Consider the following 22,887-nt stretch of genomic DNA (forward strand, 5'->3'; position numbering starts at 1 on the left):
ATGAATCTGAAAGATGCGCTCTCGATAAAACGACCGGAGCCGGTTAGCCCGCCAAGCTTTCGGTTTATCGATCTTTTTGCCGGTATCGGAGGGATGAGAATACCGTTCGATGAACTTGGCGGAGAATGCGTGTTCTCTTCCGAATGGGACGAATTTGCCAAGAAAACCTACGATCTGAATTTCGGGCACAAGCCTTCCGGGGACATAACCCAAATCTCGGCTAAGGATATCGGCGAGCACGATTTACTGCTCGGCGGCTTCCCGTGTCAGGCGTTTTCGAATGCAGGTCTTAAACGCGGCTTTTTCGATACGCGGGGCACAATGTTCTTCGAGATCCAGCGGATTCTCGCAGAATGGCGGCCGAGAATGTTTCTGCTCGAAAACGTGAAGCAGCTTCGCGGACACGATAAAGGCAGGACACTTCAGACGATCCTCTCGATCCTGAATGGAAACTGTCCGCCAATTCCTGATGACGTGCCGATGTCGCTCGACGCAAGAAAATCGCTTTCAAAGAAACTGAACTACGCCGTTGAATGGCGGGTTCTTTCCGCCACGAGCTTTGGCGTTCCCCAACGGCGCGAACGGGTTTACATTGTAGGCTTCAATCGTGACTACTACGGCGACGCCGACCCGGCAGAAGTCTTCAAAAATCTGGAAGGGATCGAGCGTTCCACGCGGTTGGGGGAAGCGCTGGAACCGGAAGGTTCGAACAATCTTGCGCGCTACACTATTTCCGACCGCCTATGGGAAGGTCTGATCCGGCGAATGGCAAGACATGAAGCCAAAGGCAACGGGTTCGGGCACAAGGTTTTTGGCAGTGATGATGGCTACTGCAACACGATCACATCGCGATACTACAAAGACGGTCGCGAGATTCTAATCGACCAGTCGCACATCGGGCTAAATCCTAGAAGGCTCACACCTCGCGAATGTGCACGGATCCAAGGCTTTCCCGAGTGGTTCGATCTTAGCGCCTGCTCCGACACGCAGCTTTATAGGCAGTTCGGCAATTCGGTTTCGGTTCCCGTCATTCGTTCGATTGCGCGATCCATGATGGCATACTCGGACGAATTGGAAGCCATGATCAAGAAGGCTGCCGTTGGCTGATATTGTTAATACACGCAAACGCTCCGAGATGATGGCGGGCATTCGCGCCAAGGATACAAAGCCGGAACTCGTGGTCAGACGATTGCTGCACAGCCTCGGCTACCGCTTCCGGCTGCACTGTAAAGACTTGCCAGGAAAGCCTGACATTGTTCTGCCGAAGTGGAGAACCGTGGTTTTGGTTCACGGTTGTTTCTGGCACGGGCACGCGAATTGCCCGCTCTTCCGGCCGCCAAAAAGCAGAACAGAATTTTGGACCAAGAAAATAAGAGCAAATGAAGAACGTGACGACTTGGTGAGATTAAAACTTTCATCGCTAGGCTGGCGGATCGTCGAAGTTTGGGAATGTGCAATCAAGGGCCGACAACGACTTGAACCCGAGACGCTCGCTAATCTGCTCTCAGACTCGATCAATCAGGACCTCGGCCCCATTATATCGATCCGCGGACTAGACTCGGTAAAAACCTAAGACCTCATCGGCAGAAGTCCCTGCATACTCCAGCAAGCCGGGCCGCTTTTCGATCAGCGTCAAAACATCGTTTGCGATCTCATCGAAGCCCGCAAGGTGAAGCTTCCTGTGCGCGAACGGTGACAAGGAGCAGATATTCTCCTTGATATCGAGCGACACGCCGAAATTGGCCTGTAGCTTCATGGGTATGATATGGTGAGCCTCAGCAAACGGCTTTCCAGTGGTTCTTGATAGAAAGGTAGGCAACTGCGGATAGAGTTCGCACTTGTAGCTGGCTTCCCTTAGTGCGTCTGCAGCGACCTTTGGATTACGATCCCAAGCCTTTGTCACGTATTCAGATTGTGACGGAAGTGTGGAATTCACAACCGCCTGATAATCATCGCTTTCATCTTCAAGAGCTTGACCGCGTCCTGTCGGTGAAAACTCTCCATTTTTGATTGAATCAACAAAAGGCTTGGGTGATTTAAATATCCATATCTCGCCCGCCCTTTCGAAAACTCCCCAGTATTGACCCGCACGAACCTTGAATTCATCGTCGTTGAAATATAGACGCAACTCGCTATTGCCAGGCTTCGGAAATTTTAACTTTGGCCTGACAACCTCACCTTTCGGCCAGAGGCGAAATTCTCGGCGAGCATCTAAGCCAGCAGCTTCAATTACGCTGTCGTTCCCCTGATATTTTTTTAATTCGGCCTCACCGAAAAAGTTCACAACAAGCTCTTTTTCGTCACTGGAAACCGTAACCTGGCCGTCTCCGGCTTCTGTAGCTGTCACAAGTGAGTAAGCGCCTCGATCCGCTTCGAAAACTGATCGCAGTCCAGCATCAAAAGTTGCGGTGCCAATCATCACTCCTCCCCCATCCTCAAGGCCGCAATGAAGGCCTCCTGAGGGATCGAGACATTCCCATACTCCCGCATGCGCGCCTTCCCCTTCTTCTGCTTGTCCAGCAGCTTCTTCTTGCGCGAGATGTCGCCGCCGTAACACTTGGCGGTCACGTCCTTGCGCATGGCGGCGATGGTTTCGCGGGCGATCACCTTGCCGCCGATCGCGGCCTGGATCGGGATCTTGAACAGGTGGCGCGGGATCAGGTCTTTCAGGCGCTCGCACATGCCGCGTCCGCGTTCTTCCGCCACGTGGCGGTGGACGATCAGGCTTAGCGCGTCGACCGGCTCGGCATTGACGAGGATGTTCATCTTCACAAGGTCGCCCTCGCGCGTGCCGATCTGTTCGTAATCGAAGCTGGCATAGCCGCGGCTGATCGACTTCAGCCGGTCGTAGAAATCGAACACCACTTCGTTGAGCGGCAATTCATAGGTCACCTGCGCACGGCCGCCGACATATGTCAGTTCGGTCTGGATGCCGCGGCGGTCCTGACACAGTTTCAGGATCGGGCCGAGATATTCGTCGGGCGTGTAGATCACCGCCTTGATCCACGGTTCCTCGATCACATCGATGCGGTTCACATCCGGCCAGTCGGCGGGGTTGTGAATGTCGATGGTCTTGGCGTCCTCGTTCTTGGTGTGACCAAGGTGGATGCGATAGACCACCGATGGCGCGGTGGTGATGAGGTCGAGGTCGTACTCGCGGGTCAGGCGTTCCTGAATGATTTCAAGGTGCAGCAGGCCAAGGAACCCGCAGCGGAAGCCGAATCCCAGCGCGGCGGAGCTTTCCATTTCGAAGCTGAAGCTGGCATCGTTGAGCCGCAGTTTGGCGATGCTCTCGCGCAGCTTCTCGAAATCCGCGGCGTCCACCGGGAACAGCCCGCAGAACACCACCGGCTGCACTTCCTTGTAGCCGGGCAGCGGTGTGTCGGAACCGTTTTTGACCGTGGTAATGGTGTCACCGACGCGGGCCTGTTCGACCTCCTTGATCTGCGCGGTGATGAAGCCGATTTCGCCGGGGCCAAGCTCCTGCAAGTCGGTGCGCTTGGGGGTGAAGCAGCCGACGCGGTCGACAAGGTGCTGGGTTCCGCCCTGCATGAAGCGGATGTTGAGGCCTTTGGTCAGCTTGCCGTCGATCACGCGCACGAGGATGACGACGCCGAGGTAGGGATCGTACCACGAATCCACGAGGCTGGCGGTCAGCGGCGCGTCGATCTTGCCCTTGGGCGGCGGGATGCGGGTGACGACCGCTTCGAGCACTTCCTCGATCCCGATGCCCGATTTGGCGGAGGAGAGGACGGCGTCGGACGCGTCGATCCCGATGATGTCCTCGATCTCCTTGCGCACCTTTTCGGGTTCGGCCGCGGGGAGATCGATCTTGTTGATGACGGGGACGATTTCGTGGTCGTGCTCGATCGACTGGTAGACATTGGCGAGGGTCTGCGCCTCGACCCCCTGCGCGGCGTCGACCACCAGCAGCGCGCCTTCGCAGGCGGCGAGGCTGCGGCTGACTTCGTAGGCGAAGTCGACATGGCCGGGGGTGTCCATCAGGTTGAGCTGATAGGTCTCGCCATCCTTGGCGGTGTAGTTGAGGCGCACGGTCTGCGCCTTGATGGTGATGCCGCGCTCTTTCTCGATGTCCATGTTATCAAGGACTTGCTCGGACATCTCGCGCGCGGTGAGGCCCCCGGTGAACTGGATCAGCCGATCCGCCAGCGTGGACTTGCCATGGTCAATATGGGCGATGATGCTAAAATTGCGGATTTTGGAAAGGTCAGTCATTATGGCAGCGACTTAGCGTTGCACCACGGCAAAGTCATTCGAGAAAAACGCAACACTCCCGGCCAAATCACCCCGCATCAGAACGCGCGTGCGCCGTATAGCCGAACTTGGGCACTGTCCCGCCTTGATCAATGCCGTGGAAGCTGCCTGGAGCGAGTGGCGCGACAGGGGTGCCAGCTGCTGCCAGCGCATAGGGTGACACCCGGTTACGGGTGCATAGGCCGCCGGACCCGTCCTCGATAAGCGATTGTTCGAATTCGAGACCCTGCACATCGCCATTCGACCGGATCACTGTCGCCACCGCGAGCTGCCCGCCCCCAAGGTCGACCACGAACTGCGTGCCCTTGGGCACCTCCGCCAACCCCTCGATCAGAGCGCCCGTGCGTGACAGGTTCCGCATCGTTACCTCGTAGGCATAGTCATCATGGATCACCTGTATCTTGCGGAACACGGTGCGGCGACGGGCGCGGCGGGTGCGGTCGCAGCCCGGTTCGATCTTCCAAGTGCCACCCGCCATTTCCTTGGCAATGGTGTGATGGTCGACAGGCTCGCTAAAGATCGGCCCCTCAAGATAGCGCACTCCGCATTCGGTGAGAGCCGTCAGCAGCGAAGCGCTTTCCAGGCCATTGGCGATAGTGTCCATCTGCAGTGCGCCAGCCAAGGCAACAATTGCCCGTAACAGACCCATTTCGCGGCTATCATGCCGCTCTGCTTCCGCGATCAACTTTTCATCAATCTTGATTGCGTCAAACGGTGCACGGCGCAAATAGGCAAGCGAGGAGTAGCCGCTGCCAAACTCATCGAGAGTGAGCCGGACGCCGAACTTGAACAGCGATGCAAGCGTGCGATCGACCAGGTTTGTGTCACCAAAGAAAACCGCTTCGCTAATTTCGAGTTCAAGTCGTCCTGGCGCAAGGCCTGCACCATCGACTGACCGTTCAACAAGCTCCGCGAAATCATCGGTGAGGAAAAGCGCCACCGGGACGTTGGCCGCCACGCGCACGCTATCGGGCCATTCGGCAGCGCGCCGGCAAGCTTCGGCGATCGCCCATCGTCCGACATCGACGCTCATGGCCGATCCTTCGACTATCTTGGCAAACTCTTCCTCATCAATGATCCCGCGATCCGGATGATGCCAACAAACGTGGGCTTCCAGCGCGCAGACTGATTGAGAGGCTGCGTCGACAATAGGTTCAAACCGCAAGAACAGCTGTTCCTCGCGCAGAGCAGCGCCCAGATCCTGTTCAAGCCGCCGACGGAATATCGTCTCGTTTTCGAGCTCGCCCGAAAAGAAGCGATATTGTCCGCGGCCACCATTCTTGGCGGCGTAAAGTGCAAGGTCGGCAGAGCGCACGATTTCCTCGCGGGTCACGCCATCATGCGGCGCAATCGCGATCCCGACCGATGCACCGATGACGCATCGTCCTTCTTCAAGGCTGTAGGGCTGCCTCAGCATGGTGACGATTTTCATCGCCAATTCGCCAAGAACACCGCGATCATCGATGTCGGGTAATACAACTTGAAACTCATCGCCGCCAAGACGACCGATCTCGCAATCGCGATCAAGCGCCCGGTTCAGCCGTGCAGCAACCTGCTTGAGCAACTCGTCACCCGCAGCATGACCCAATGTATCGTTGACGTGTTTGAACCGATCGAGGTCCAGCATCATCACCGCACAATTGCGCCGAGCAGCCTTGAAAGCGGTGAGCATCGAATCAAGCTGATGCGCCATACGATGACGGTTGCTGAGCCCGGTAAGCGAATCAAAACGTGCCAGCCGCTCGGTTTCCTCCTCGCGGCGGTATTCATCGGTGATATCTGCGCCAGTGCCACGAAAACCGGTAAAGCGGCCGTTAGTGGAGAACGCTGGTTGTCCGGCAAGCCGTAGTACGACACCATCAGGGTTCCGCGCAGCACGCACTGACAGTCCGGCAAATGGTTTGTGCGCGCCAAGCATCAAAGGCAACGATTTGCCCCGACCATCACGGTCAGCAGCGGTAAAGATCGCAGTCAGAGGGTGGCCCAGCAACTCGCTGAGAGGAATATCAAGTCGAGAGGCAATTGCACCCGACAGGTAAGTGAGATTGCCGCAGTCGTCACTCGCCCAAAACCAGCCCAGTCCCGATTCTTCGAGTTCGTCGAGCATCGCCAACCGCTCGCCATCGGAGAGTGCCGAAGCAGGTGATCTGCTCTGCATTCGCGATGCTGCGCTGCCACGTGATGACAAGAGACCCTTGAGGGACATCTCGGTCAGAACCTCCAGATTTCCTCTGGTACTGTTGCCCTGCTTGGCAACGCACCTGTGTGGACCAGAGGTAAAGCCCGATGGTTATTTTTGTCCTAAAGGCGAGAGGCAACGATCGTTGAAATCAGCCGATTGGCCGTGCCCGAGCGGTCGCCTCACCAGCCTTGCCATACTGATCCCGGAAGAAAATCGCCTTTGAGAACGCCATAAGCGCCATCAGCCCGGCGTTTGAGCGGGGCGTAAAACTCCAGACCGACGCGATTCTCGCGTGACCAACGCACCTGCGCAGTAACGGACCGGTCGGCATCGAATTCGATCCGAACGGGGCTGCCGGGAGGCATGTTCCACAAACCCTCGATCATCGCCCCGCTTTCGGAGATGTTGCGCAAGGTTGCGTTGATGCGGTCGCCATTATGGACCACCATTACGCGGCGCAGCAGGTTCTGGCGGGGTGCGCGAGCAGATTGCGGGCCATCTGCCTGGGCGACAAGATTGCCAGCTACCAGTGTGGTGGCGTCTGCTGCACTCATCGGTTTGAAATAGACATGACCTTGAACATGGCTGCATCCCAGCAGACGCACCAGTTCCAGTTCGTCGAGTGTTTCCACACCTTCAGCAGTGGTATCCATGTGCAATGCTTCAGCAAGGCTGGTGATCGAAGCAATGATGGCGCCGTTGCGGCTGCCTGTTTCGGTCGCGCCTTGCACAAAGCTGCGGTCGATCTTGATCTTGTCGAACGGCGCTTTCTTGAGATAGCCGAGCGATGAATAGCCGGTGCCGAAATCATCCAGCGCCAGGCGCACCCCGACACGCTTCAGCGCCTTGAACATCGCATCTGTGCCGGCATTGTCGTTAAGAAATACGCTCTCGGTGATTTCCAGTTCAAGCCGCGACGGCGCTACACCGCTATGGACCAATGCATTGGCGACGATGTTGGGCAATTCGGGATTTGCGAATTGCAGCGCCGAAACGTTTACCGCACAACGGATTGATGCAGGCCAGGTCGCCAGATCGGCGCAGGCTGTGCGAAGCGCCCACTGCCCCATTCTGTCGATCAGGCCCGCATCCTCGGCAATCGGCACAAACTTCGCAGGGCTCAGCCATCCGCGCTTGGGATGCTCCCAACGCATCAACGCCTCGAAGCCGACAATCTTTTCTGTCGCGGCAAAGACAACCGGCTGATAATAAAGCTGCAATTCGCCTTTTGCGATGGCTTCACGCAGATCCTGTTCCAGCTCGGCGCGTTCTTCGGCGGCCGCGTGGAGGTCTTCCGCGTAAAAGCGGAACACCCCTCGCCCGGCATCCTTTGCGGCATAAAGCGCAAGGTCTACGTTGCGGATAAGCTCATCGCTCGTGCTGCCATGTTCTGGCGCGAGGGCAATCCCGACTGACGCGCCGATAATCACGCTTTGGCCCTCGATCGAATAGGGCTGTGATAGCGAAACGATGATTTCACGGGCCAGGTGCCCCAGCGCGGCGCGGTCCTGATGGCCCGGCACGAGCACCTGAAATTCATCCCCACCCAAGCGGCCGCAGCGCCCTGCCCCATCGATCGCGCGCTCAAGCCGCTGCGCCACTTGCTTGAGCAGCGCATCCCCTGCCGGATGGCCAAGCGTATCGTTGACATTCTTGAACCGGTCGAGATCAAGCATCAGCACAGCGCATGCGCGCTCGCGCCCGCTGGGAGCAGCGAGGATTTGTTCGAGCGCCTGTCCCATCTGCACGCGATTGGCGAGACCGGTGAGCGAATCGTAATGCGCAAGGCGCGAAACTTGCTGTTCGCTGCGGCGCTTTTCGGTAAGATCGATTCCGTGCCCACGAAAGCCGCAGAAGTTCTTGAAGCCGTCATAAACGGGGCGGCCAGTCAGCGCCCACCACCGTTCATCTCCTTCGGTGGCTGCGAGCACCTCGACATCATGAAAAGCTGAACGTGCGGAATGGTGGAAGGCAAGTGTTCGTTCGGCTTCTGCAGACTCAGCATTGGGATCGACGATTCCGCTGAGTGGATTGCCGCAGACATCCTCGATCGTTTTGCCCAACGCCAATGCCGCCTTCGGCGAGATGTAAGTGATCAGTCCGCGCCGGTCGGTCTCCCAGAACCAACCCTGTCCGGTCTCCTCGAAACTGCGAAGGATGTCTTCAGCGCGCGCCGCAACACGCTCGCGGGCTTCGCGGGCAAAACGGCGGCGCTCTGCCGCCCTCCATTCAAGCCGCGCAATCAATGCCAAAGTGATCGCCGCACCCGACAAGGCTGCAACCGTAAGGGTGCTCGGCATGAGCAGTGCAAACCCGCCCCAACTGGCAATCTTGGCGCAGAACAATGAGATGATGCGAACTTCGAAAAGCGCTGCCGCAGCGGCGTTGAAGCACACCAGCGTCGCAATTGCCCACTGCCAGGGCAGGCCTTCGCTCACCCAATGAGCCATAGCATAACCGGCACATGCCATCGGCACTACGATTGCGATGAGCACCATCAGCAAGCGCAGCCATCCCGAGGTATCAGCCGTACGTTCGGCCCTGGCAAACAGAGAGCCGCAGGCGAAAAGTATTACCGACAAGATTGCGGCGATCGCAGTGGTGACGGACGGCAGGCTCTGGGTCACCCCCGCTGCAAGCGCGTAAGCGCCAAGCAGACACACGGCCATTTTGCCCGAATGCCGCGGAAGGAAGTAGCTTTGCTCGTTGCCTGGCTCTTCCACGGATTGCTTTAGTCCGGCAATTCCCTCCGGGCGATTGCGCACAGACCGCCGGCGCTCGGTTTGGCCGCGCACATCGACATCCGGCAAAGCTCCTGCATCAATAGCGCGCAACTCGTGCTGTGCGCCGAGCGATTGCGGATGCGCCGTCTCAAATTTTCTGGCGGGTTCACCGGACATGCTAACGCCCATGACGCGGAACCGCTGAGAAAAGTGTTAACTCCGACCGGCAAAACGCGCCGATTCCAGTTGATGCTTGGCCGCGATGAAAGGCCCGAACGCTTGCAACTTGGGCTGGCTCGCTGCATTCTCATCAGACAGGCGGTACCGGAGATAAATTGATCCGGCATAAAGCGCCGAAAATAAAGGGGATTCCATGGCACGCAGCGAAGTGAAGCTGGAAAACGAAGCAGCTCAGTCTACCAACGCACTGGGGCCATTGATCGGCGTAGCGCGCGAGGATTTCGTCAGCGCCGTCGCTCTGCTGCTGCGCGAAACCGCTTCGGACCCCTCCCGCCTGATCCGGCATTCCACCGCGATGGCGCAGGATATGGTTAAAATTCTCACCGGCAAAAGCGAACTTGCGCCTGATCCCAAGGACAAGCGGTTCATGGACCCGGCGTGGCAATACAACCCGTTTTTCCGTGCCGGCGCGCAATATTACCTCGCAGTGCAGAAGGGCATGCGCGGCTGGCTGGAAGAGCTGGAGCTTGACGAACTGGAGCGCAATCGCGCCAACTTCATCGCCAATATCATTCTCGATGGTCTGGCCCCCACCAACAGCCTGATCGGCAACCCGACCGCGCAGAAGCGCGTGATCGATTCCGGCGGGCTCAGCCTGATCAAGGGCCTGCAGAACGCCTATAATGATCTCGTCCACAACAAGGGTATGGTCAGCCAGGTCGACAAACGTCCGTTTGAACTGGGCAAGAATGTCGCCACCTCAAAAGGATCGGTGGTGCTGCGCACCGAGATGATGGAGTTGATCCACTACGCCCCGACGACGGACGAAGTGTATGAAATTCCCCAGCTCACCATCCCGCCGCAGATCAACAAGATGTATATCAATGACCTCAGCCCCGATAAATCGGTCGTGAAATGGCAGGTCGACAACGGCATCCAGACGTTCGTGATATCCTGGCGCAATCCGACCAAGGAACAGGGCCGCTGGGGCATGGCCGATTACGTCAATTCTTGCCGTGAAGCGATGGAGGCGGTGGCCGCCATTACCGGCGCGAAGAAGGTCAACGTTTCCGCAGGATGTTCAGGCGGACAGACAGCCGCGATGCTGGCGAGCAAGCTTGCTGCCGACAAGTCCAGCCTGCTTGGCACGCTGACACTGATGGTTTGCGTGCTGCATCCGATGGCAACCGATATCGAAGCCGGATCTCTCGTTAGCGAAAACGGCATGAAGCTAGCCCGCCAGCGGGCGAGCAAAGCAGGCGTAATCAAGGCCGATGATCTGGCGCGCGGTTTTGCGTGGCTGCGGCCAAACGACCTGATCTGGAACTATGTCATCAACAACTACCTGCTCGGCGCCGATCCGCCCGCCTTTGACGTGTTGTTCTGGAATGCCGATGCCACCAACCTTTCGGCCAGCCTGATGGGCGATTTCCTGACAGTCTACGAAACCCTTGCCTTCACCAAGCAGGGTGAGGTCGAGATGGTCGATCACAAGATCGATCTTTCGAAGGTCACATCCGATCTGTTCATCCTTGGCGGGGTGACCGATCACATCACCCCGTGGAAGGCGACCTACCGTTCGACCCAGCTGTTCGGGTCGAAGGATGTGACCTACGTGCTCAGCCAATCGGGCCACATGCAGGCGATCCTCAACCCGCCCACCAACCCCAAGGCCAAGTATTTCGTGCAGGCGAAGAAGGGCAAACTCCCCGCCACCGCCGACGAATGGTTGCAGGGCACCGAAGAGGTGAAAGGCAGCTGGTGGCCGCTATGGATGGAGTGGGTGCAAGCGCGCTCAGGCAAGAAGAAAGCCGCTCCGGCCGAGCTCGGCAATGATACCTATCAACCGACAGACCCTGCACCGGGACTCTACGTGGCAGAGGAAGTCTGATATTGCGGTGCAGCGTAAGCGTGGCTGGGGGGCCGCGATGACGCGTTAAAAGTTTGTGGGCGCGCGCGTTTAGGGATCGACGTGCGCGCCCAACCCGCGCCGCGAAAGGCGCACAGAAAGGACGGGTTTTTGTGGCCAATGCAATGGACGGCGCAGTCGTCACCATGGAACAAGTAGGCGGACGGACGCTACGGACTGCTGCCTGGCGGCTCGATATGCCATCCGATCACCTGCCCGTTCTGTTCTTCAACGGCATCGGCGCGAATATCGAAGCGGTTGCCCCGCTGGCGGCATCAATGCCCGAACGCGGCTTCATCATGTTCGACATGCCGGGCACGGGCGAATCACCCGATCCGTTGATGCCTTACAACCCCTTCACCATGAGCTGGACAGCGGCACAATTGCTCGACAAATATGGCCTTGATGAAGTGGATGTCATGGGCGTTTCATGGGGCGGCGCCATGGCACAGCACTTCGCCTTGCAGCACCCCAAACGCACCCGTCGGCTGACCCTGATCGCCACTACGGCGGGCATGTTGATGGTGCCGGGTAATCCCGCCGCCTTCACCAAGATGGCCGATCCGCGCCGCTATATCGACCCCGAATTCATGAACGAACATTTCGCAACGCTCTACGGCGGCGTCGACAAGGACGGGGCCAAGCATCAGAAAGACAGCCATATCGGCCGGTTGAAACCCCCTTCGCCGCGCGGTTACATGTATCAGCTGATGTGCATGATGGGCTGGACCAGTCTGCCTGCCCTGCCCTTCATGAAGAAGGAGACGCTGATCATGATGGGCGAGGACGACCAGATCGTTCCCGTCATCAACGGCAAGATCCTGAAGGCGATGATCCCCAATGCGCGGCTCCAAACCTTTGCGGGCGGCGGACACCTGTTCCTGTTGACCCACGCGGATGAAAGCGTGGCTGCGATCCGTGAGTTTCTGGATGCACCGGATACGGCCAAGGAAGCCAAGCGCGCGGCGGCATAAGGCTCGCCGCCGCAAGGCATCAGCCCACCACTACCCCGCGCCAGAAAGCGATGCGGTCCTTGATCTCGGCAGCGGCCGACTTGGGTTCGGGATAATACCACGCGGCATCGGTGTTGGTCGCGCCGTCCACGATGATGCTGTGATAATGCGCGGTGCCCTTCCACGAGCAGACGGTGGTGGTTTTACTGTCGCACAGCACATCGGCATTGACCGAAGCGCGCGGGAAGTAGTGATTGCCTTCGACCACTACGGTGTCGTCGCTCTCGGCGATGACAGCGCCGTTCCATGTTGCCTTGATCATTGTTGATTCTCCTCGGTTCGCCGCTCCTTCTAAGGCCATTTCTGTGCGGCGGCGAGGAACGTGAGTGTAGCCACCTCTTGTAGGCAGCCGGTATTTGCGACATCCTGCGGGAAAAAGGGAGAGGCAGTATGGCGCAATATGACCTGATCATCCGGGGCGGGACAATCGTCGATGGCACCGGCGCGGCAAGCTATGTCGGCGATGTGGCGATCAAGGACGGGTTGATCGTCGCGGTAGGCCGGATCGAAGGCAGTGCGCCTGAGGAAATCGATGCCAGCGGCAAGATCGTCGCCCCCGGCTTTGTCGATATCCACACCCATTATGACGGGCAGGCCACGTGGGATCAGGAAATGGCGCCATCAAGCTGGCACGGGGTCACAACCGTGGTGATGGGCAATTGCGGTGTCGGCTTCGCCCCTGCCAAGCCCGACCGTCACGAATGGCTGATCAGCCTGATGGAAGGGGTCGAAGATATTCCCGGCACCGCATTGGCCGAAGGGATGACATGGGATTGGGAGACCTTCCCCCAATATCTCGACGCGTTGGAAAAACTCCCCCGTACAGTCGATATCGGCACACATGTTCCCCACGGCGCCGTGCGCGCCTATGTTTTGGGTGATCGTGAACAGCCCGGTGCGGTGCCAACCGATGAAGATATCGCCGCCATGTCCGCCATCGTCGAGGAAGGCGTGCGCGCTGGCGCTCTGGGCTTTTCGACATCGCGCACGGTGCTGCACAAATCCGTGGATGGAGAGCTCGTCCCTGGCACCACGGCTACGGCAGAAGAACTGATCGCCATCGGCAAAGCCATGGGCCGCGCCACGGCGGCAGGCGGCCATGCCGTGTTCGAAATGGCGAGCGACCTCAAGCGCGACTGGAACGAGTTTGAATGGATGGGGAAACTGAGCCGCGAGGCCAAAATCCCCGTTACCTTTGCGGCGCTGCAATCAATCGCCAAGGAAACCCCGCTCGACGAACAGATCGCTCTCATGCGGGCCGAAAACGATAATGGCGCCAACATTGTCGCCCAGATCGCGTTGCGCGGCAACGGCATCATCATGGCGTGGCAGGGCACGGTGAACCCATTTGCCTTCCGCCCCAGCTGGCAAGCCATCAAGGATTTGCCGTGGGAGCAGCAGCGGGCCAAGTTGCTTGATGCGGGCTTCAAGGCGAAACTGCTCGCCGAACCCAATGATTACAGCGCCGCCCCGCAGGATATCCTCGGCGTGGTAATGGTCATCTCGCAAGGCTGGGCACTGCAGTTCGAAATGGACCCGGATTTCGATTACGAGCCCGGGCAGGATGCCAGCGTCAACGCCCGCGCCCGCACCGCCGGGGTTGATCCGCAGGAATATGCCTATGACCTGCTTTGCCGTGATGATGGCAAGGGTTTCATTTATCTCCCGATTCTGAACTATGCAGATGGCAATCTCGATTTCCTCCACCCGCTCCAGCATGCCGATGACACCGTGAACTCGCTGTCGGATGGCGGCGCGCATTGCGGGACGATCTGCGATGCAGCCTCGCCCACCTTCATGCTCGAACACTGGGTGAAGAGCCGCAAACGCGGGGCAAGGATCACGCTGGAGCAGGCAATCAAACGTCAGTGCCGCGACACGGCGATGCTTTACGGGCTGGAGGATCGCGGGGTGATCGCCCCGGGCTATCTCGCGGATCTGAATGTGATCGACATGGACCGGTTGAAGCTCGGCAAGCCGTGGCTGGCGTTTGATCTGCCTGCTGGCGGCAAGCGGCTGCTGCAAAAGGCAGATGGTTATGTCTGCACCATCAAGAGCGGCGCGGTGACCTTTCGCGATGGAGTGTGGACAGGAGAGGCCCCCGGCGGGTTGATCCGCGGCCCGCAGCGCGCCGAGTTGGCCGAAGCGGCGGAATGATCCGCTGCGGCGATCCGGCCTAAGGTTCGATCACGATCCCTTTGGCCGGGTCGACCTTGCCGGAAAGCATTTCGAGGAAAACAGCGCGCGCGGCATCAAGGCCTGAGTGGCGTTCGATTGCGATCGTGCCATCAGCAGCCGCGAGAAATTCGCGCCACGCTTCGGCGGCCAGCTTGCCGCCCTCCTCCGCCCCGTGCGCCTTGAAGAAGGCGACGGCGTGATCGGGCGCGAAGAACAAGGCAGGCTTTGGCCCCGGCATGGCATCGCCACCGCCAAAGGTCGAACGGGCTTCGATATGGGTCACGCCCACCAGCGCCGAGTGCGCCAGAGCGGCGTCGAAATGGCGGTGCACCTGCCCCAGCAGATCGGCATTGCCGGCGAAGTCAACGCTGACACTGCGCACGACGGGCAAGCGCCCCAGATCATCATAGGCCATGACATCGTCATACAGCCCGCTCGCTGTGACAAAGGCGACATTGCCCCTCGACGTCAGGCCAATCCGCCGGATGCCCGGAGAATGCTGCCGCGCGACGCTGGCAAGGCCCATCGCGGTCTTGGATGAAGCGCTGGTCACGACCAATTGCTCCGCGCCGAACCAGTCCTGCTCGCGCAGGAAGTATTCGATCAGAAACCCGGTGCGGAATAGCGGGCCGAAGATCATGCGCTCGGCTTCGTGTCCGGCATCATGCTCAGGGTCGGCCGCGAGGCGCGTGTAACTGTTATAGACCGGGCTCATCGGCTGGCGATAATCGGTGGTGTCGATGAACCCACCGGGGCTGACCTTACCGGGTCGCACATCGAGATGGCTCGCCATCGGCAGATAGCCGTAAACCCGCTCGCCCATGGCAAAATCGGTGTGGCGACTCTCGATCACACGGGCGTGGCCCCACATCGGCACAATGCCGAAGCCTTCTGGTGCGGGAAAGAAATCCCAATATTTGAACCCGTCACCCACCACGGCGTAGGTGATGTTGTTGGCAGTCACCGAAAAGCTCTCGACCGCAAGCCGCGCCGAGCCATCAGCCAAGTTGCCAAGCGGAACTTGTGCGACCGTCGCATCGGTGAGTGTGCCCTTGCGGACATGGACCTGCGTAGCATTCATGGCCGGTTCCTTATGTGGAAAGCGGAGATTACACCCGCATCGGCATCAGCACATACAGTGCCGGGCTGTCTTCGCTTTGCCGGATCAAAGTCGGTGCACCGGCGTCTGCCAGATGCAGTTCAACCGTATCGGAATCGATCTGGCCGAGTATGTCCTTGAGATAGTTGGCGTTGAAGCCGATCTCCAGCCCCTCGGCCCGGTATTCGGCGGCCAGCTCTTCGGCCGCAGTACCGTTATCGGGCGATGTGACTGAAAGTGTCACGCGGTCATGATCAAGCCCGATCTTCACCGCACGGGTCTTTTCGGTGGCGATGGTCGCCACGCGGTCAACGCCGGAATAGAACAGCTTGGGATCGACCTTCAGCAGCTTGTCATTGGCGGTAGGGATCACGCGGCTATAATCCGGGAATGTGCCGTCGATCAGCTTGCTGGTCAGCACCACACCGCCTTCGCCGCCCATCGTGAAGCGGATCTTGCTGGCCGACAGATCGATCAGAACATTGCTGTCGAGCGCCTCATCAAGCAGCTTGCGCAGTTCGCCCACGGCTTTGCGCGGAACGATGACATCGGGCATCCCGGCTGCACCTTCGGGACGCGCCAAGGTGAAGCGGGCGAGGCGGTGGCCATCAGTGGCTGCGGCCTTCAGCAGCGGCTCGTCCTCATCGGTGACGTGCAGGAAAATCCCGTTGAGATAGTAACGCGTTTCCTCGGTCGAAATCGCGAAGCGGGTGCGGTCGATAAGTTCGGCGAGGAGCCGTGCAGGCAATTCGAAACTGGTCGGCAAATCGCCTTCCACGATCACGGGGAAATCGTCCCGCGGCAAAGTCGGCAGTTTGAAGTTCGAACGCCCCGCCTTCACTTCCAGGCGATTATCGTTCGTGGTCAGGCTGACTTGGCTGCCTTCCGGCAGTTTGCGCGCAATATCGAACAGCAAATGCGCCGATACGGTAATCGCGCCGGGCTGATCAACCGAGGCCGCAGACATGGTTTCAATGACTTGCAGATCGAGATCGGTCGCCATGACCCGCACACTGCCGCCATCGCTCGCATCGATCAGGACATTTGACAGGATAGGGATAGTGTTGCGGCGCTCGACAACCGATTGCACGTGGGAGAGGCACCGCAGCAGCGTAGCGCGTTCGATCATGGCCTTCATGGCGTGTCCCTATCGTTCCATTGTGTGGCATCGGGGCAATGGAATCGCCCTCAAATACCGGAAAGTCGCCGAAACCTTAGCGTGGCTGTCAATACGGGCAAGCGGGCGGCTTTGCGAGGCGCGACTGCGCTGGGGATAAGGGGTCGCAAAAAGCCTCCGTCGGTTAGCCCAGCATCGCCATTCCGCCGTTTACGTGCAGCGTTTCGCCTGTGACATAGGCCGCCTCCCGACTGGCGAGAAAGGCAACCGCAGCTCCGATTTCCGCGCCCTCGCCCATTCTGCCCAGCGGGATACGCCCGTTGATGGCGGCCTGCTGCTTTTCATCGAGCGCGGAAGTCATCGCGGTGCGGATGAAACCCGGGGCAACGCAATTTGCGGTGATCCCGCGGCTGGCGACTTCCTGCGCGAAAGCCTTTGTCATGCCGGTAAGGCCCGCTTTGGCGGCGCAGTAGTTCATCTGGCCGGGATTGCCGGTGGCCCCAACCACGCTGGTAATGTTGATGATCCGCCCGAACCGCGCTTTCATCATCGGCTTGGCAGCAGCCCGCATCAGGCGGAACGATGCTTCAAGGTTGATGCGGATCACCTGATCCCATTCATCGTCTTTCATCCGCATACCCAGATTATCGCGGGTAATGCCGGCGTTGTTGACGAGGATATCCATCGTACCGAGCGTGTCGAGCATCGCCGGGATCAGTTCCTCGACTTGCGTGGTATTGCCCAGATCGCAGGTAATCTCGACATGGCCATCATGGTCGTGATGGGGATAGGCTTCGTTCAGCTCGTCGCGAAAAGCGCGCAGCTTTGCTGCATTCGAGCCTGACAAGGCCAACCGCGCACCCTGACTAGCGAGCGCATGTGCGATACTCGACCCTATGCCGCCCGATGCGCCGGTTACCAGCGCGTTCATGCCCTTGAGTGAAAACATCACGCGATCTCCTTCGCAAAAGCTTCAAGGTCAGCCATTGTGATCAGGCTTCTGACCTGCGCATCCTTGTCGATCCGGCCAACCATCGGGCCGAGCACCTTGCCGCCCAGTTCGACGAAGCTTTCGACCCCATGGCTGCGCATGGCAAGGATGGTTTCGCGCCAGCGTACCCGGCCTGTCACCTGTTCGACCAGCAAAGCACGTTCCTCGTCGGGATCGGTTACGGCGGCAGCGGTGACATTAGCGTAAAGCGGCAAGGTGAAGGCCTTCGGCGGTGTTGCAGCAAGGGCGTGGGCCATGCGCTCGGCTGCGGGGGCCATCAGCGAGGAGTGGAACGGGGCCGAGACATTGAGGATCATGCCGCGCTTGATCCCGTGTTCCTTGACCAGAGCCACGGCGCGCTCGATCGCAGCGGTGTGACCGGAAATGACGACCTGCGAGGGGTCGTTGTCATTGGCGACTTCGCAAACCTCTCCCTGCGCAGCTGCTTCGGCCAGCGCGGTAGCCTGAGAAATGTCCGCCCCCAACAGCACCGCCATCGTCCCCTCGCCCACCGGCACGGCGGCCTGCATCGACCAACCGCGCAACTTCAACAAGCGTGCAGTATCAGCAAGCCCGAAGGCGCCGATTGCCGCCAGCGCCGTATATTCGCCAAGCGAATGGCCCGCCACGCAGTCAGCCTTCTCGGAGATCTTGACACCGAAATCCTGCTCCAGCACGCGCAATGTGGCGATGGCATTGGCCATAATCGCCGGCTGCGCGTTTTCGGTGAGCGTCAACCGGTCATCCGGCCCTTCGCGCATCAGCGCTGTAAGGTTTTGCCTCAAGGCTTCATCAACCTCGCCGAAGACCTCGCGCGCCGCCGCGCTGGCGGCTGCCAGTTCCGCTCCCATACCGATCTTCTGGCTGCCCTGCCCCGGGAAAAGAAATGCGCGCATGATCCGACCTCTTTATGGCTTTTTGGGGCGCGCCGTTACGTCTGCGCGGGCGGGCTGGCAAGGCCGAAGGGCACAACCCTGTTGGCAGAATTATGCCCGATCAGCGCACGGCCCAGATAGGGAATGCCGGCGCGGTCGCACCAGTAACGGGCGATTTCTTCCTCGCTCTGGCCGAATTCGACGTAGTTTTCCGGCACATCGGTGATCGCGCCCAGCCTCAGTCCGGCAAGGCGCGGCAATGTTCCGGCGAGGTGAAAGAACATCCGGTCGATCGCATAAAGATGTTCGGAAACTTCTTCGACCATCACGACATGTCCGGTCAGATCGGGCATCAGCGGAGTGCCTGCCAGCATCGCCAATGTAATGAGATTGAAAGCCGCCGCAGGTGTACTGCCATCAAGGCTGGGCTCGACCCCGCTTGTGTCCCCGCCAAGCCAGTTCAGAACGCGCCTGATCGCCTCGCGTCCGCCCTCGGAACGGGCGCTGACCGGCATCGAACCATGAACGCTCTGCCCGATGCTTGCACGGTAAAGGGCAGCCAGCAGATAGCCGCAATCGGAAAAGCCGACATAGGTCTTCGTGCGCGCCGCCGCGTTCATCTGCGCCACCGCCGCCTCGGCAATGCGGTTCGAGCCGTATCCGCCCTTGGCAAACCACACGACATCGAAAGCCGGGTCGTTCGCGCATTCGAGCAGCGCGGTCAGCCGGCGCAGATCATCTCCTGCAAAATGGCCCTGCCTTTCGAAGCACTGATCGTGGAAGGTCACACGGTGCGTTGGATATTCTTCCGCCACCAGAGCTGCGAGCGCAGACTGCTGTTCGCGGGTAATCGGTGTGGCCGGTGCACAGATCGCGATATTCGTCATACGATCCAGCCTATGGCGCTTGTCAGTCTTGGCGCAAGTCAATAACCGTGGAGACATGGATCACGGGGTCAAAGTCGGAACGCTCAAAGGGCGACCGCTGTTCTTTTGCGGCATTGGCGGGTCGGGCATGTTACCGCTTGCCCAGATTGCGCACCGCGCCGGCCATGCCGTTGCCGGATCGGATCGCAGCCGCGATGCTGGCAGGACGCCTGAAAAATTCGCTTGGCTTGAATCCAACGGCTTTGCACTTTTCCCTCAGGACGGCAGCGGCATCACCTCGCCCGATCAGGTGCTGATCGCCTCGGCAGCAATCGAGGATACCGTTCCCGAAGTCGTCCGCGCCCGCGATCTTGGTTGCCCCCGGCTCAGCAGAGCAGAACTGCTCTCCACCCTGTTCAATGCTGCCGATTTTTCGGTCGCGGTGGGCGGCACATCGGGCAAGTCCACCGTTACCGGTATGATCGCGTGGATATTGAAAGAGGCTGGCCACGATCCGACCGTGATGAACGGCGCCGTGATGAAGAACTTCGTCTCGCACGACAACCCTTTTGCCAGTGCACGGATCGGCGAGCCCGACCTGTTTGTAAGCGAGGTGGACGAAAGCGACGGCTCGATCTCGCTGTACCGCCCTACGGTCGGCGTATTGCTCAATGTCAGCCTCGACCACAAGAGCATCGAAGAGCTGCGTGTCTTATTCGGCAACTATGTGGCCGCATCCGTCACCGCGGTGATAAACTTGGATAGCCCGGAAGCTGGTTACCTTGCCGCCCGCGCCGCCAAGCCGGTAACCTTCGCAATCGAGTCCGACAAAGCCGATCTGACGGTTGATCCGGATTCGATCGACCAAAGCGAGCTCGGTATTCGGGCGGCTGTGGTCGATAATCGCAAACGAGAGGTCTTCCCGTTGATCCTGCCGATGCCGGGACTGCATAACCTCTCCAATGCGCTCGCGGCGATCGCTGCGGCGAATGCTTGCGGCATCGCAATCGGCCACGCTGCCTTCGCGCTGCGCAGTTTCGAAGGGCTGGCCCGCCGGTTCGATGTGATCGGCACATCCCCTGCAGGCATCACGGTGATCGACGACTTCGGCCATAACCCCGAGAAATGCGCCGCAACATTGCGGACGCTCAAGGCCACACCGGGACGGGTGATCGCTTTCTTCCAGCCCCACGGGTATGGCCCGCTGCGCCAGATGGGCGCTGAACTGGCCACAACATTCGCGCGCGAATTGGGGCCGGACGACGTCACGATCTTCAGCGACCCCGTCTACTACGGCGGCACCGTTGACCGCAGCGAGGGGAGTGATCGCATCGTGCGCCTCATTACCGAAGCGGGCGGCCAGGCCGAACATATTCCGGCCCGCGATGATTGCGGAGGGCGGATCACTGCCATCGCGCGCGCCGGAGACCGGATCGTGGTGATGGGCGCACGTGACGATACTCTGACGGAGTTCGCCCGATCGATCCTCGCCCGCCTGCCTTGAGCCTATACGCCCGCGCGGCGCGCCATGCATGGCGGATGTTGGGAGTCGTTGCTCTCGGCGTGCTGATTGTTGTCACGGTAGACCGCATGGTTGGCCATTCTACCATTGCCTTTGCCGCGGCCATCCTGCTGCTTCTGATCGCCAATGTGCCGATGCTACGTTTCAATTGTCCAAGCTGCGGCAAGAACGCCTTTTTCCGCGGCATCTTCGTGATCCCCTGGCCCAACCGCATCTGCACTCGCTGCGGGGAGGATCTTGGCCGCGTGCTTCCCAAAAACGCGGATGGATGAGTAGCATAAGGAGCGCTAGCGCTACCCCATGCACCCTCGCGATTTCTCGCTCGATACGCTGCTGGCCAATTGCGCCGCGCGCTATTCCAACCGACTGGCAACGGTTGACGGTGATCAGCGGCTGAGCTGGGCTGAACTGGACGCGCGGGTTACCAGCCTGTCACGCTGGCTGCTGGCAAAGGGCATCGCGCCGGGCGACCGTATTGCCTTGTTGCTGACCGATGGCGCACCGTTTCTCACCACACTTCTCGCGTCGGCACGGATCGGAGCCATCGCCGTACTGCTCAACTGGCGGCTCGCCCCGGCTGAAATCGCGTGGATTGTCGCCGATGCCGAACCGGCAATGACCTTTGCCAACCCGCGCTTCGTCCACCTGCTGGCAGAGGCGGCGGCGGGCGAAATCGTTGAGGTGGACGAACACCACGATCCGCACGGCGCATTCGAGACTTGGGCGAACACGGGACGCCCCGCCCTTGCCCAGCCGACTCTCGCCTCCGACCGCCCGCTCTACATGATGTACACCAGCGGCACGACCGGGAAGCCCAAGGGGTGCCTGCAAGCGGGCAGCGCGGTCGCGACCTCGGCGATCAGCTTTGCACAGCATCGCGGCTTTACGCACAACGAGCGCCTGCTTTCGGTCAACCCGATGTTTCACGTCGTCGGCATGCAGCAGGTCGCGGCGATGCTTGCTTGCGGGGGCACCAGCGTCTTTGCGGGGCGCGATGATGATAATGCGGCGATCCTCGATCTGCTTCACCGCGAAGGCTGCACCACCACCAGCGCCTTCCCGACGATCTGCTTTCCGTGGCAGACGATGGAACCGGTCCGCAATGGCGTGATGCCGCTCACCAATTACACCGGCGGTGCAGGCATGGGCCGCCCGCAAATGTATGAATTCATCGAGCGCGATTGGGACGCCCGCGTGGTCGGCGGCTATGGCCAGACCGAGATCTGCGGCTTTGCCACCTTCATCGACTATGCCGACATGCTGGAGCACCCCCGCTCGATCGGGTGGACGCTGCCGCATGTGCAGATGACCGTGCTCGACCCGGAGGGCAACCGGCTCCCGCCCGGCGAGGAAGGCGAGCTCGCCTTGCGCGGACCATCGGTCATGCTCGGCTATTGGCGCAATCCCGAAGCGAGCGAAGCGGCACTGGGCCACGGATGGCTGCGCACCGGCGACCTGGGCACGATGGACGAGCGCGGGCTCGGCTACCTGTTAGGGCGCGCCAAGGAACTGATCAAAACCGGCGGCGAGAATGTCTATCCGGCCGAGGTTGACGCGGTCTTCGCTGCCATGCCCGAAGTCGCCGACGCAGGCTGTTGCGGCGTGCCCGACAGGCAATGGGGCGAGGCAGTGAAAGCGTTTGTGGTGCTGAAACCCGGAATGGAATTGACCCGCGAGCAAATCACGGCGCGGTTCAAAGGCCAGATCGCCGGATACAAACGCCCGCGCTATATCGAGTTCGTCGACCAGCTCCCCCGCGACCCGATCGGGAAGCTGCTGCGGCGGGAATTGTCGGAACGGCCGGTCACACCCGATCAGACGGCGTGATCCGCAACATTGGGCGATGTCTGTTTCGGGGCGATTGAAGATAAAAGATGCCAATCAGCAAACGACCCCATTCCGGTCACAAAATCCGCTCGCCGACATGGCCTGCTGCACAACGCGTCACCCGCTGGAT

Annotated in this window: 19 protein-coding genes; 9 read left to right on the plus strand and 10 right to left on the minus strand. The window is 59.8% G+C overall.

What is annotated here, in order from left to right; all coding sequences use genetic code 11:
- Complete coding sequence (gene dcm, locus IP79_RS04130; RefSeq protein WP_054117929.1) at positions 1 to 1,107, plus strand: DNA (cytosine-5-)-methyltransferase; 1,107 nt, start codon at positions 1 to 3, stop codon at positions 1,105 to 1,107.
- Positions 1,100 to 1,573 (plus strand): very short patch repair endonuclease, encoded by a 474-nt coding sequence (locus IP79_RS15170; RefSeq protein WP_082336990.1) that lies wholly within the window; start codon positions 1,100 to 1,102, stop codon positions 1,571 to 1,573. The genes dcm and IP79_RS15170 overlap by 8 nt, the downstream gene beginning before the upstream one ends.
- Here IP79_RS15170 and IP79_RS15400 read toward each other — a convergent pair.
- From IP79_RS15400 to IP79_RS04150, 4 genes are all read right to left on the minus strand, one after another.
- Complete coding sequence (locus IP79_RS15400) at positions 1,553 to 2,419, minus strand: hypothetical protein (protein WP_156318065.1); 867 nt, start codon at positions 2,417 to 2,419, stop codon at positions 1,553 to 1,555. The two genes, IP79_RS15170 and IP79_RS15400, sit on opposite strands and share 21 nt — an antisense overlap.
- Complete coding sequence (lepA, locus tag IP79_RS04140) at positions 2,419 to 4,236, minus strand: translation elongation factor 4 (RefSeq protein ID WP_054117931.1); 1,818 nt, start codon at positions 4,234 to 4,236, stop codon at positions 2,419 to 2,421. The genes IP79_RS15400 and lepA overlap by 1 nt, the downstream gene beginning before the upstream one ends.
- Positions 4,237 to 4,303: 67 nt before the next feature.
- Positions 4,304 to 6,433 (minus strand): putative bifunctional diguanylate cyclase/phosphodiesterase, encoded by a 2,130-nt coding sequence (locus IP79_RS04145; RefSeq protein ID WP_233994076.1) that lies wholly within the window; start codon positions 6,431 to 6,433, stop codon positions 4,304 to 4,306.
- 203 nt (positions 6,434 to 6,636) lie between these two features.
- Entirely contained in the window at positions 6,637 to 9,180 is a 2,544-nt protein-coding gene (locus IP79_RS04150; RefSeq protein ID WP_197273727.1) for an EAL domain-containing protein, read from the minus strand.
- 60 nt (positions 9,181 to 9,240) lie between these two features.
- Here IP79_RS04150 and IP79_RS15635 point away from each other — a divergent pair, with 60 nt between their 5' ends.
- The 3 genes from IP79_RS15635 to IP79_RS04160 all read left to right on the plus strand — a co-directional run bounded on the left by IP79_RS15635 (position 9,241) and on the right by IP79_RS04160 (position 12,243).
- On the plus strand, positions 9,241 to 9,519 hold the full coding sequence (locus IP79_RS15635; RefSeq protein WP_197273728.1) for a hypothetical protein: 279 nt from the start codon (positions 9,241 to 9,243) through the stop codon (positions 9,517 to 9,519).
- A gap of 34 nt (positions 9,520 to 9,553) precedes the next feature.
- Positions 9,554 to 11,251 (plus strand): PHA/PHB synthase family protein, encoded by a 1,698-nt coding sequence (locus IP79_RS04155; RefSeq protein WP_054117934.1) that lies wholly within the window; start codon positions 9,554 to 9,556, stop codon positions 11,249 to 11,251.
- A 131-nt stretch (positions 11,252 to 11,382) separates the two neighbouring features.
- On the plus strand, positions 11,383 to 12,243 hold the full coding sequence (locus tag IP79_RS04160) for an alpha/beta fold hydrolase (RefSeq protein WP_233994077.1): 861 nt from the start codon (positions 11,383 to 11,385) through the stop codon (positions 12,241 to 12,243).
- Between the two features lie 19 nt (positions 12,244 to 12,262).
- Here IP79_RS04160 and IP79_RS04165 read toward each other — a convergent pair whose 3' ends face one another.
- The gene (locus tag IP79_RS04165) at positions 12,263 to 12,544 is read right to left on the minus strand and encodes a DUF427 domain-containing protein (RefSeq protein WP_054117936.1); all 282 of its coding nucleotides are present in this window, start codon (positions 12,542 to 12,544) and stop codon (positions 12,263 to 12,265) included.
- Between the two features lie 128 nt (positions 12,545 to 12,672).
- Here IP79_RS04165 and IP79_RS04170 point away from each other — a divergent pair, with 128 nt between their 5' ends.
- Entirely contained in the window at positions 12,673 to 14,439 is a 1,767-nt protein-coding gene (locus IP79_RS04170; RefSeq protein WP_054117937.1) for an N-acyl-D-amino-acid deacylase family protein, read from the plus strand.
- A 19-nt stretch (positions 14,440 to 14,458) separates the two neighbouring features.
- Here the strand turns inward: IP79_RS04170 and IP79_RS04175 are convergent, their stop codons facing one another.
- The 5 genes from IP79_RS04175 to IP79_RS04195 all read right to left on the minus strand — a co-directional run bounded on the left by IP79_RS04175 (position 14,459) and on the right by IP79_RS04195 (position 19,429).
- Positions 14,459 to 15,541: a DUF2855 family protein gene (locus IP79_RS04175; protein ID WP_054117938.1), complete on the minus strand. Its 1,083-nt coding sequence runs from the start codon at positions 15,539 to 15,541 to the stop codon at positions 14,459 to 14,461.
- A 28-nt stretch (positions 15,542 to 15,569) separates the two neighbouring features.
- Positions 15,570 to 16,697 carry a DNA polymerase III subunit beta gene (gene dnaN, locus IP79_RS04180; RefSeq protein WP_054117939.1) on the minus strand — a complete coding sequence of 376 codons (1,128 nt, stop codon included), beginning with the start codon at positions 16,695 to 16,697 and terminating at the stop codon, positions 15,570 to 15,572.
- A gap of 163 nt (positions 16,698 to 16,860) precedes the next feature.
- A complete protein-coding gene (gene fabG, locus IP79_RS04185; RefSeq protein ID WP_054117940.1) occupies positions 16,861 to 17,625 on the minus strand; it encodes a 3-oxoacyl-[acyl-carrier-protein] reductase in 765 nt (254 codons plus the stop codon).
- Complete coding sequence (gene fabD, locus IP79_RS04190) at positions 17,625 to 18,563, minus strand: ACP S-malonyltransferase (RefSeq protein WP_054117941.1); 939 nt, start codon at positions 18,561 to 18,563, stop codon at positions 17,625 to 17,627. The genes fabG and fabD overlap by 1 nt, the downstream gene beginning before the upstream one ends.
- Before the next feature lie 35 nt (positions 18,564 to 18,598).
- On the minus strand, positions 18,599 to 19,429 hold the full coding sequence (locus tag IP79_RS04195; protein ID WP_054117942.1) for an LD-carboxypeptidase: 831 nt from the start codon (positions 19,427 to 19,429) through the stop codon (positions 18,599 to 18,601).
- A 55-nt stretch (positions 19,430 to 19,484) separates the two neighbouring features.
- Here IP79_RS04195 and IP79_RS04200 point away from each other — a divergent pair, with 55 nt between their 5' ends.
- The 3 genes from IP79_RS04200 to IP79_RS04210 are packed head-to-tail and all read left to right on the plus strand — an operon-like array spanning position 19,485 to position 22,757.
- A complete protein-coding gene (locus IP79_RS04200) occupies positions 19,485 to 20,912 on the plus strand; it encodes a Mur ligase family protein (RefSeq protein WP_054117943.1) in 1,428 nt (475 codons plus the stop codon).
- A 35-nt stretch (positions 20,913 to 20,947) separates the two neighbouring features.
- Positions 20,948 to 21,202 carry a hypothetical protein gene (locus IP79_RS04205; protein ID WP_082336994.1) on the plus strand — a complete coding sequence of 85 codons (255 nt, stop codon included), beginning with the start codon at positions 20,948 to 20,950 and terminating at the stop codon, positions 21,200 to 21,202.
- Between the two features lie 28 nt (positions 21,203 to 21,230).
- Positions 21,231 to 22,757 (plus strand): class I adenylate-forming enzyme family protein, encoded by a 1,527-nt coding sequence (locus IP79_RS04210; protein WP_054117945.1) that lies wholly within the window; start codon positions 21,231 to 21,233, stop codon positions 22,755 to 22,757.
- The last annotated feature ends 130 nt before the right edge of the window (positions 22,758 to 22,887 follow it).

Source organism: Porphyrobacter sp. AAP60, assembly GCF_001296025.1.
In the GTDB taxonomy this organism is placed as follows: Bacteria; Pseudomonadota; Alphaproteobacteria; order Sphingomonadales; family Sphingomonadaceae; genus Erythrobacter.

Bases quoted from the DNA above. Each gene is read 5' to 3' on its own strand.
- IP79_RS04210 (WP_054117945.1), top strand. From the start codon at position 21,231: ATGCACCCTCGCGATTTCTCGCTCGATACGCTGCTGGCCAATTGCGCC.
- lepA (WP_054117931.1), bottom strand. From the start codon at position 4,236: ATGACTGACCTTTCCAAAATCCGCAATTTTAGCATCATCGCCCATATT.
- IP79_RS04155 (WP_054117934.1), top strand. From the start codon at position 9,554: ATGGCACGCAGCGAAGTGAAGCTGGAAAACGAAGCAGCTCAGTCTACC.
- IP79_RS15400 (WP_156318065.1), bottom strand. From the start codon at position 2,419: ATGATTGGCACCGCAACTTTTGATGCTGGACTGCGATCAGTTTTCGAA.
- dcm (WP_054117929.1), top strand. From the start codon at position 1: ATGAATCTGAAAGATGCGCTCTCGATAAAACGACCGGAGCCGGTTAGC.
- IP79_RS04175 (WP_054117938.1), bottom strand. From the start codon at position 15,541: ATGAATGCTACGCAGGTCCATGTCCGCAAGGGCACACTCACCGATGCG.
- IP79_RS04145 (WP_233994076.1), bottom strand. From the start codon at position 6,433: ATGCAGAGCAGATCACCTGCTTCGGCACTCTCCGATGGCGAGCGGTTG.
- IP79_RS04165 (WP_054117936.1), bottom strand. From the start codon at position 12,544: ATGATCAAGGCAACATGGAACGGCGCTGTCATCGCCGAGAGCGACGAC.
- IP79_RS04205 (WP_082336994.1), top strand. From the start codon at position 20,948: ATGTTGGGAGTCGTTGCTCTCGGCGTGCTGATTGTTGTCACGGTAGAC.
- IP79_RS04170 (WP_054117937.1), top strand. From the start codon at position 12,673: ATGGCGCAATATGACCTGATCATCCGGGGCGGGACAATCGTCGATGGC.
- dnaN (WP_054117939.1), bottom strand. From the start codon at position 16,697: ATGAAGGCCATGATCGAACGCGCTACGCTGCTGCGGTGCCTCTCCCAC.
- IP79_RS04200 (WP_054117943.1), top strand. From the start codon at position 19,485: ATGGATCACGGGGTCAAAGTCGGAACGCTCAAAGGGCGACCGCTGTTC.
- fabD (WP_054117941.1), bottom strand. From the start codon at position 18,563: ATGCGCGCATTTCTTTTCCCGGGGCAGGGCAGCCAGAAGATCGGTATG.
- fabG (WP_054117940.1), bottom strand. From the start codon at position 17,625: ATGTTTTCACTCAAGGGCATGAACGCGCTGGTAACCGGCGCATCGGGC.
- IP79_RS04195 (WP_054117942.1), bottom strand. From the start codon at position 19,429: ATGACGAATATCGCGATCTGTGCACCGGCCACACCGATTACCCGCGAA.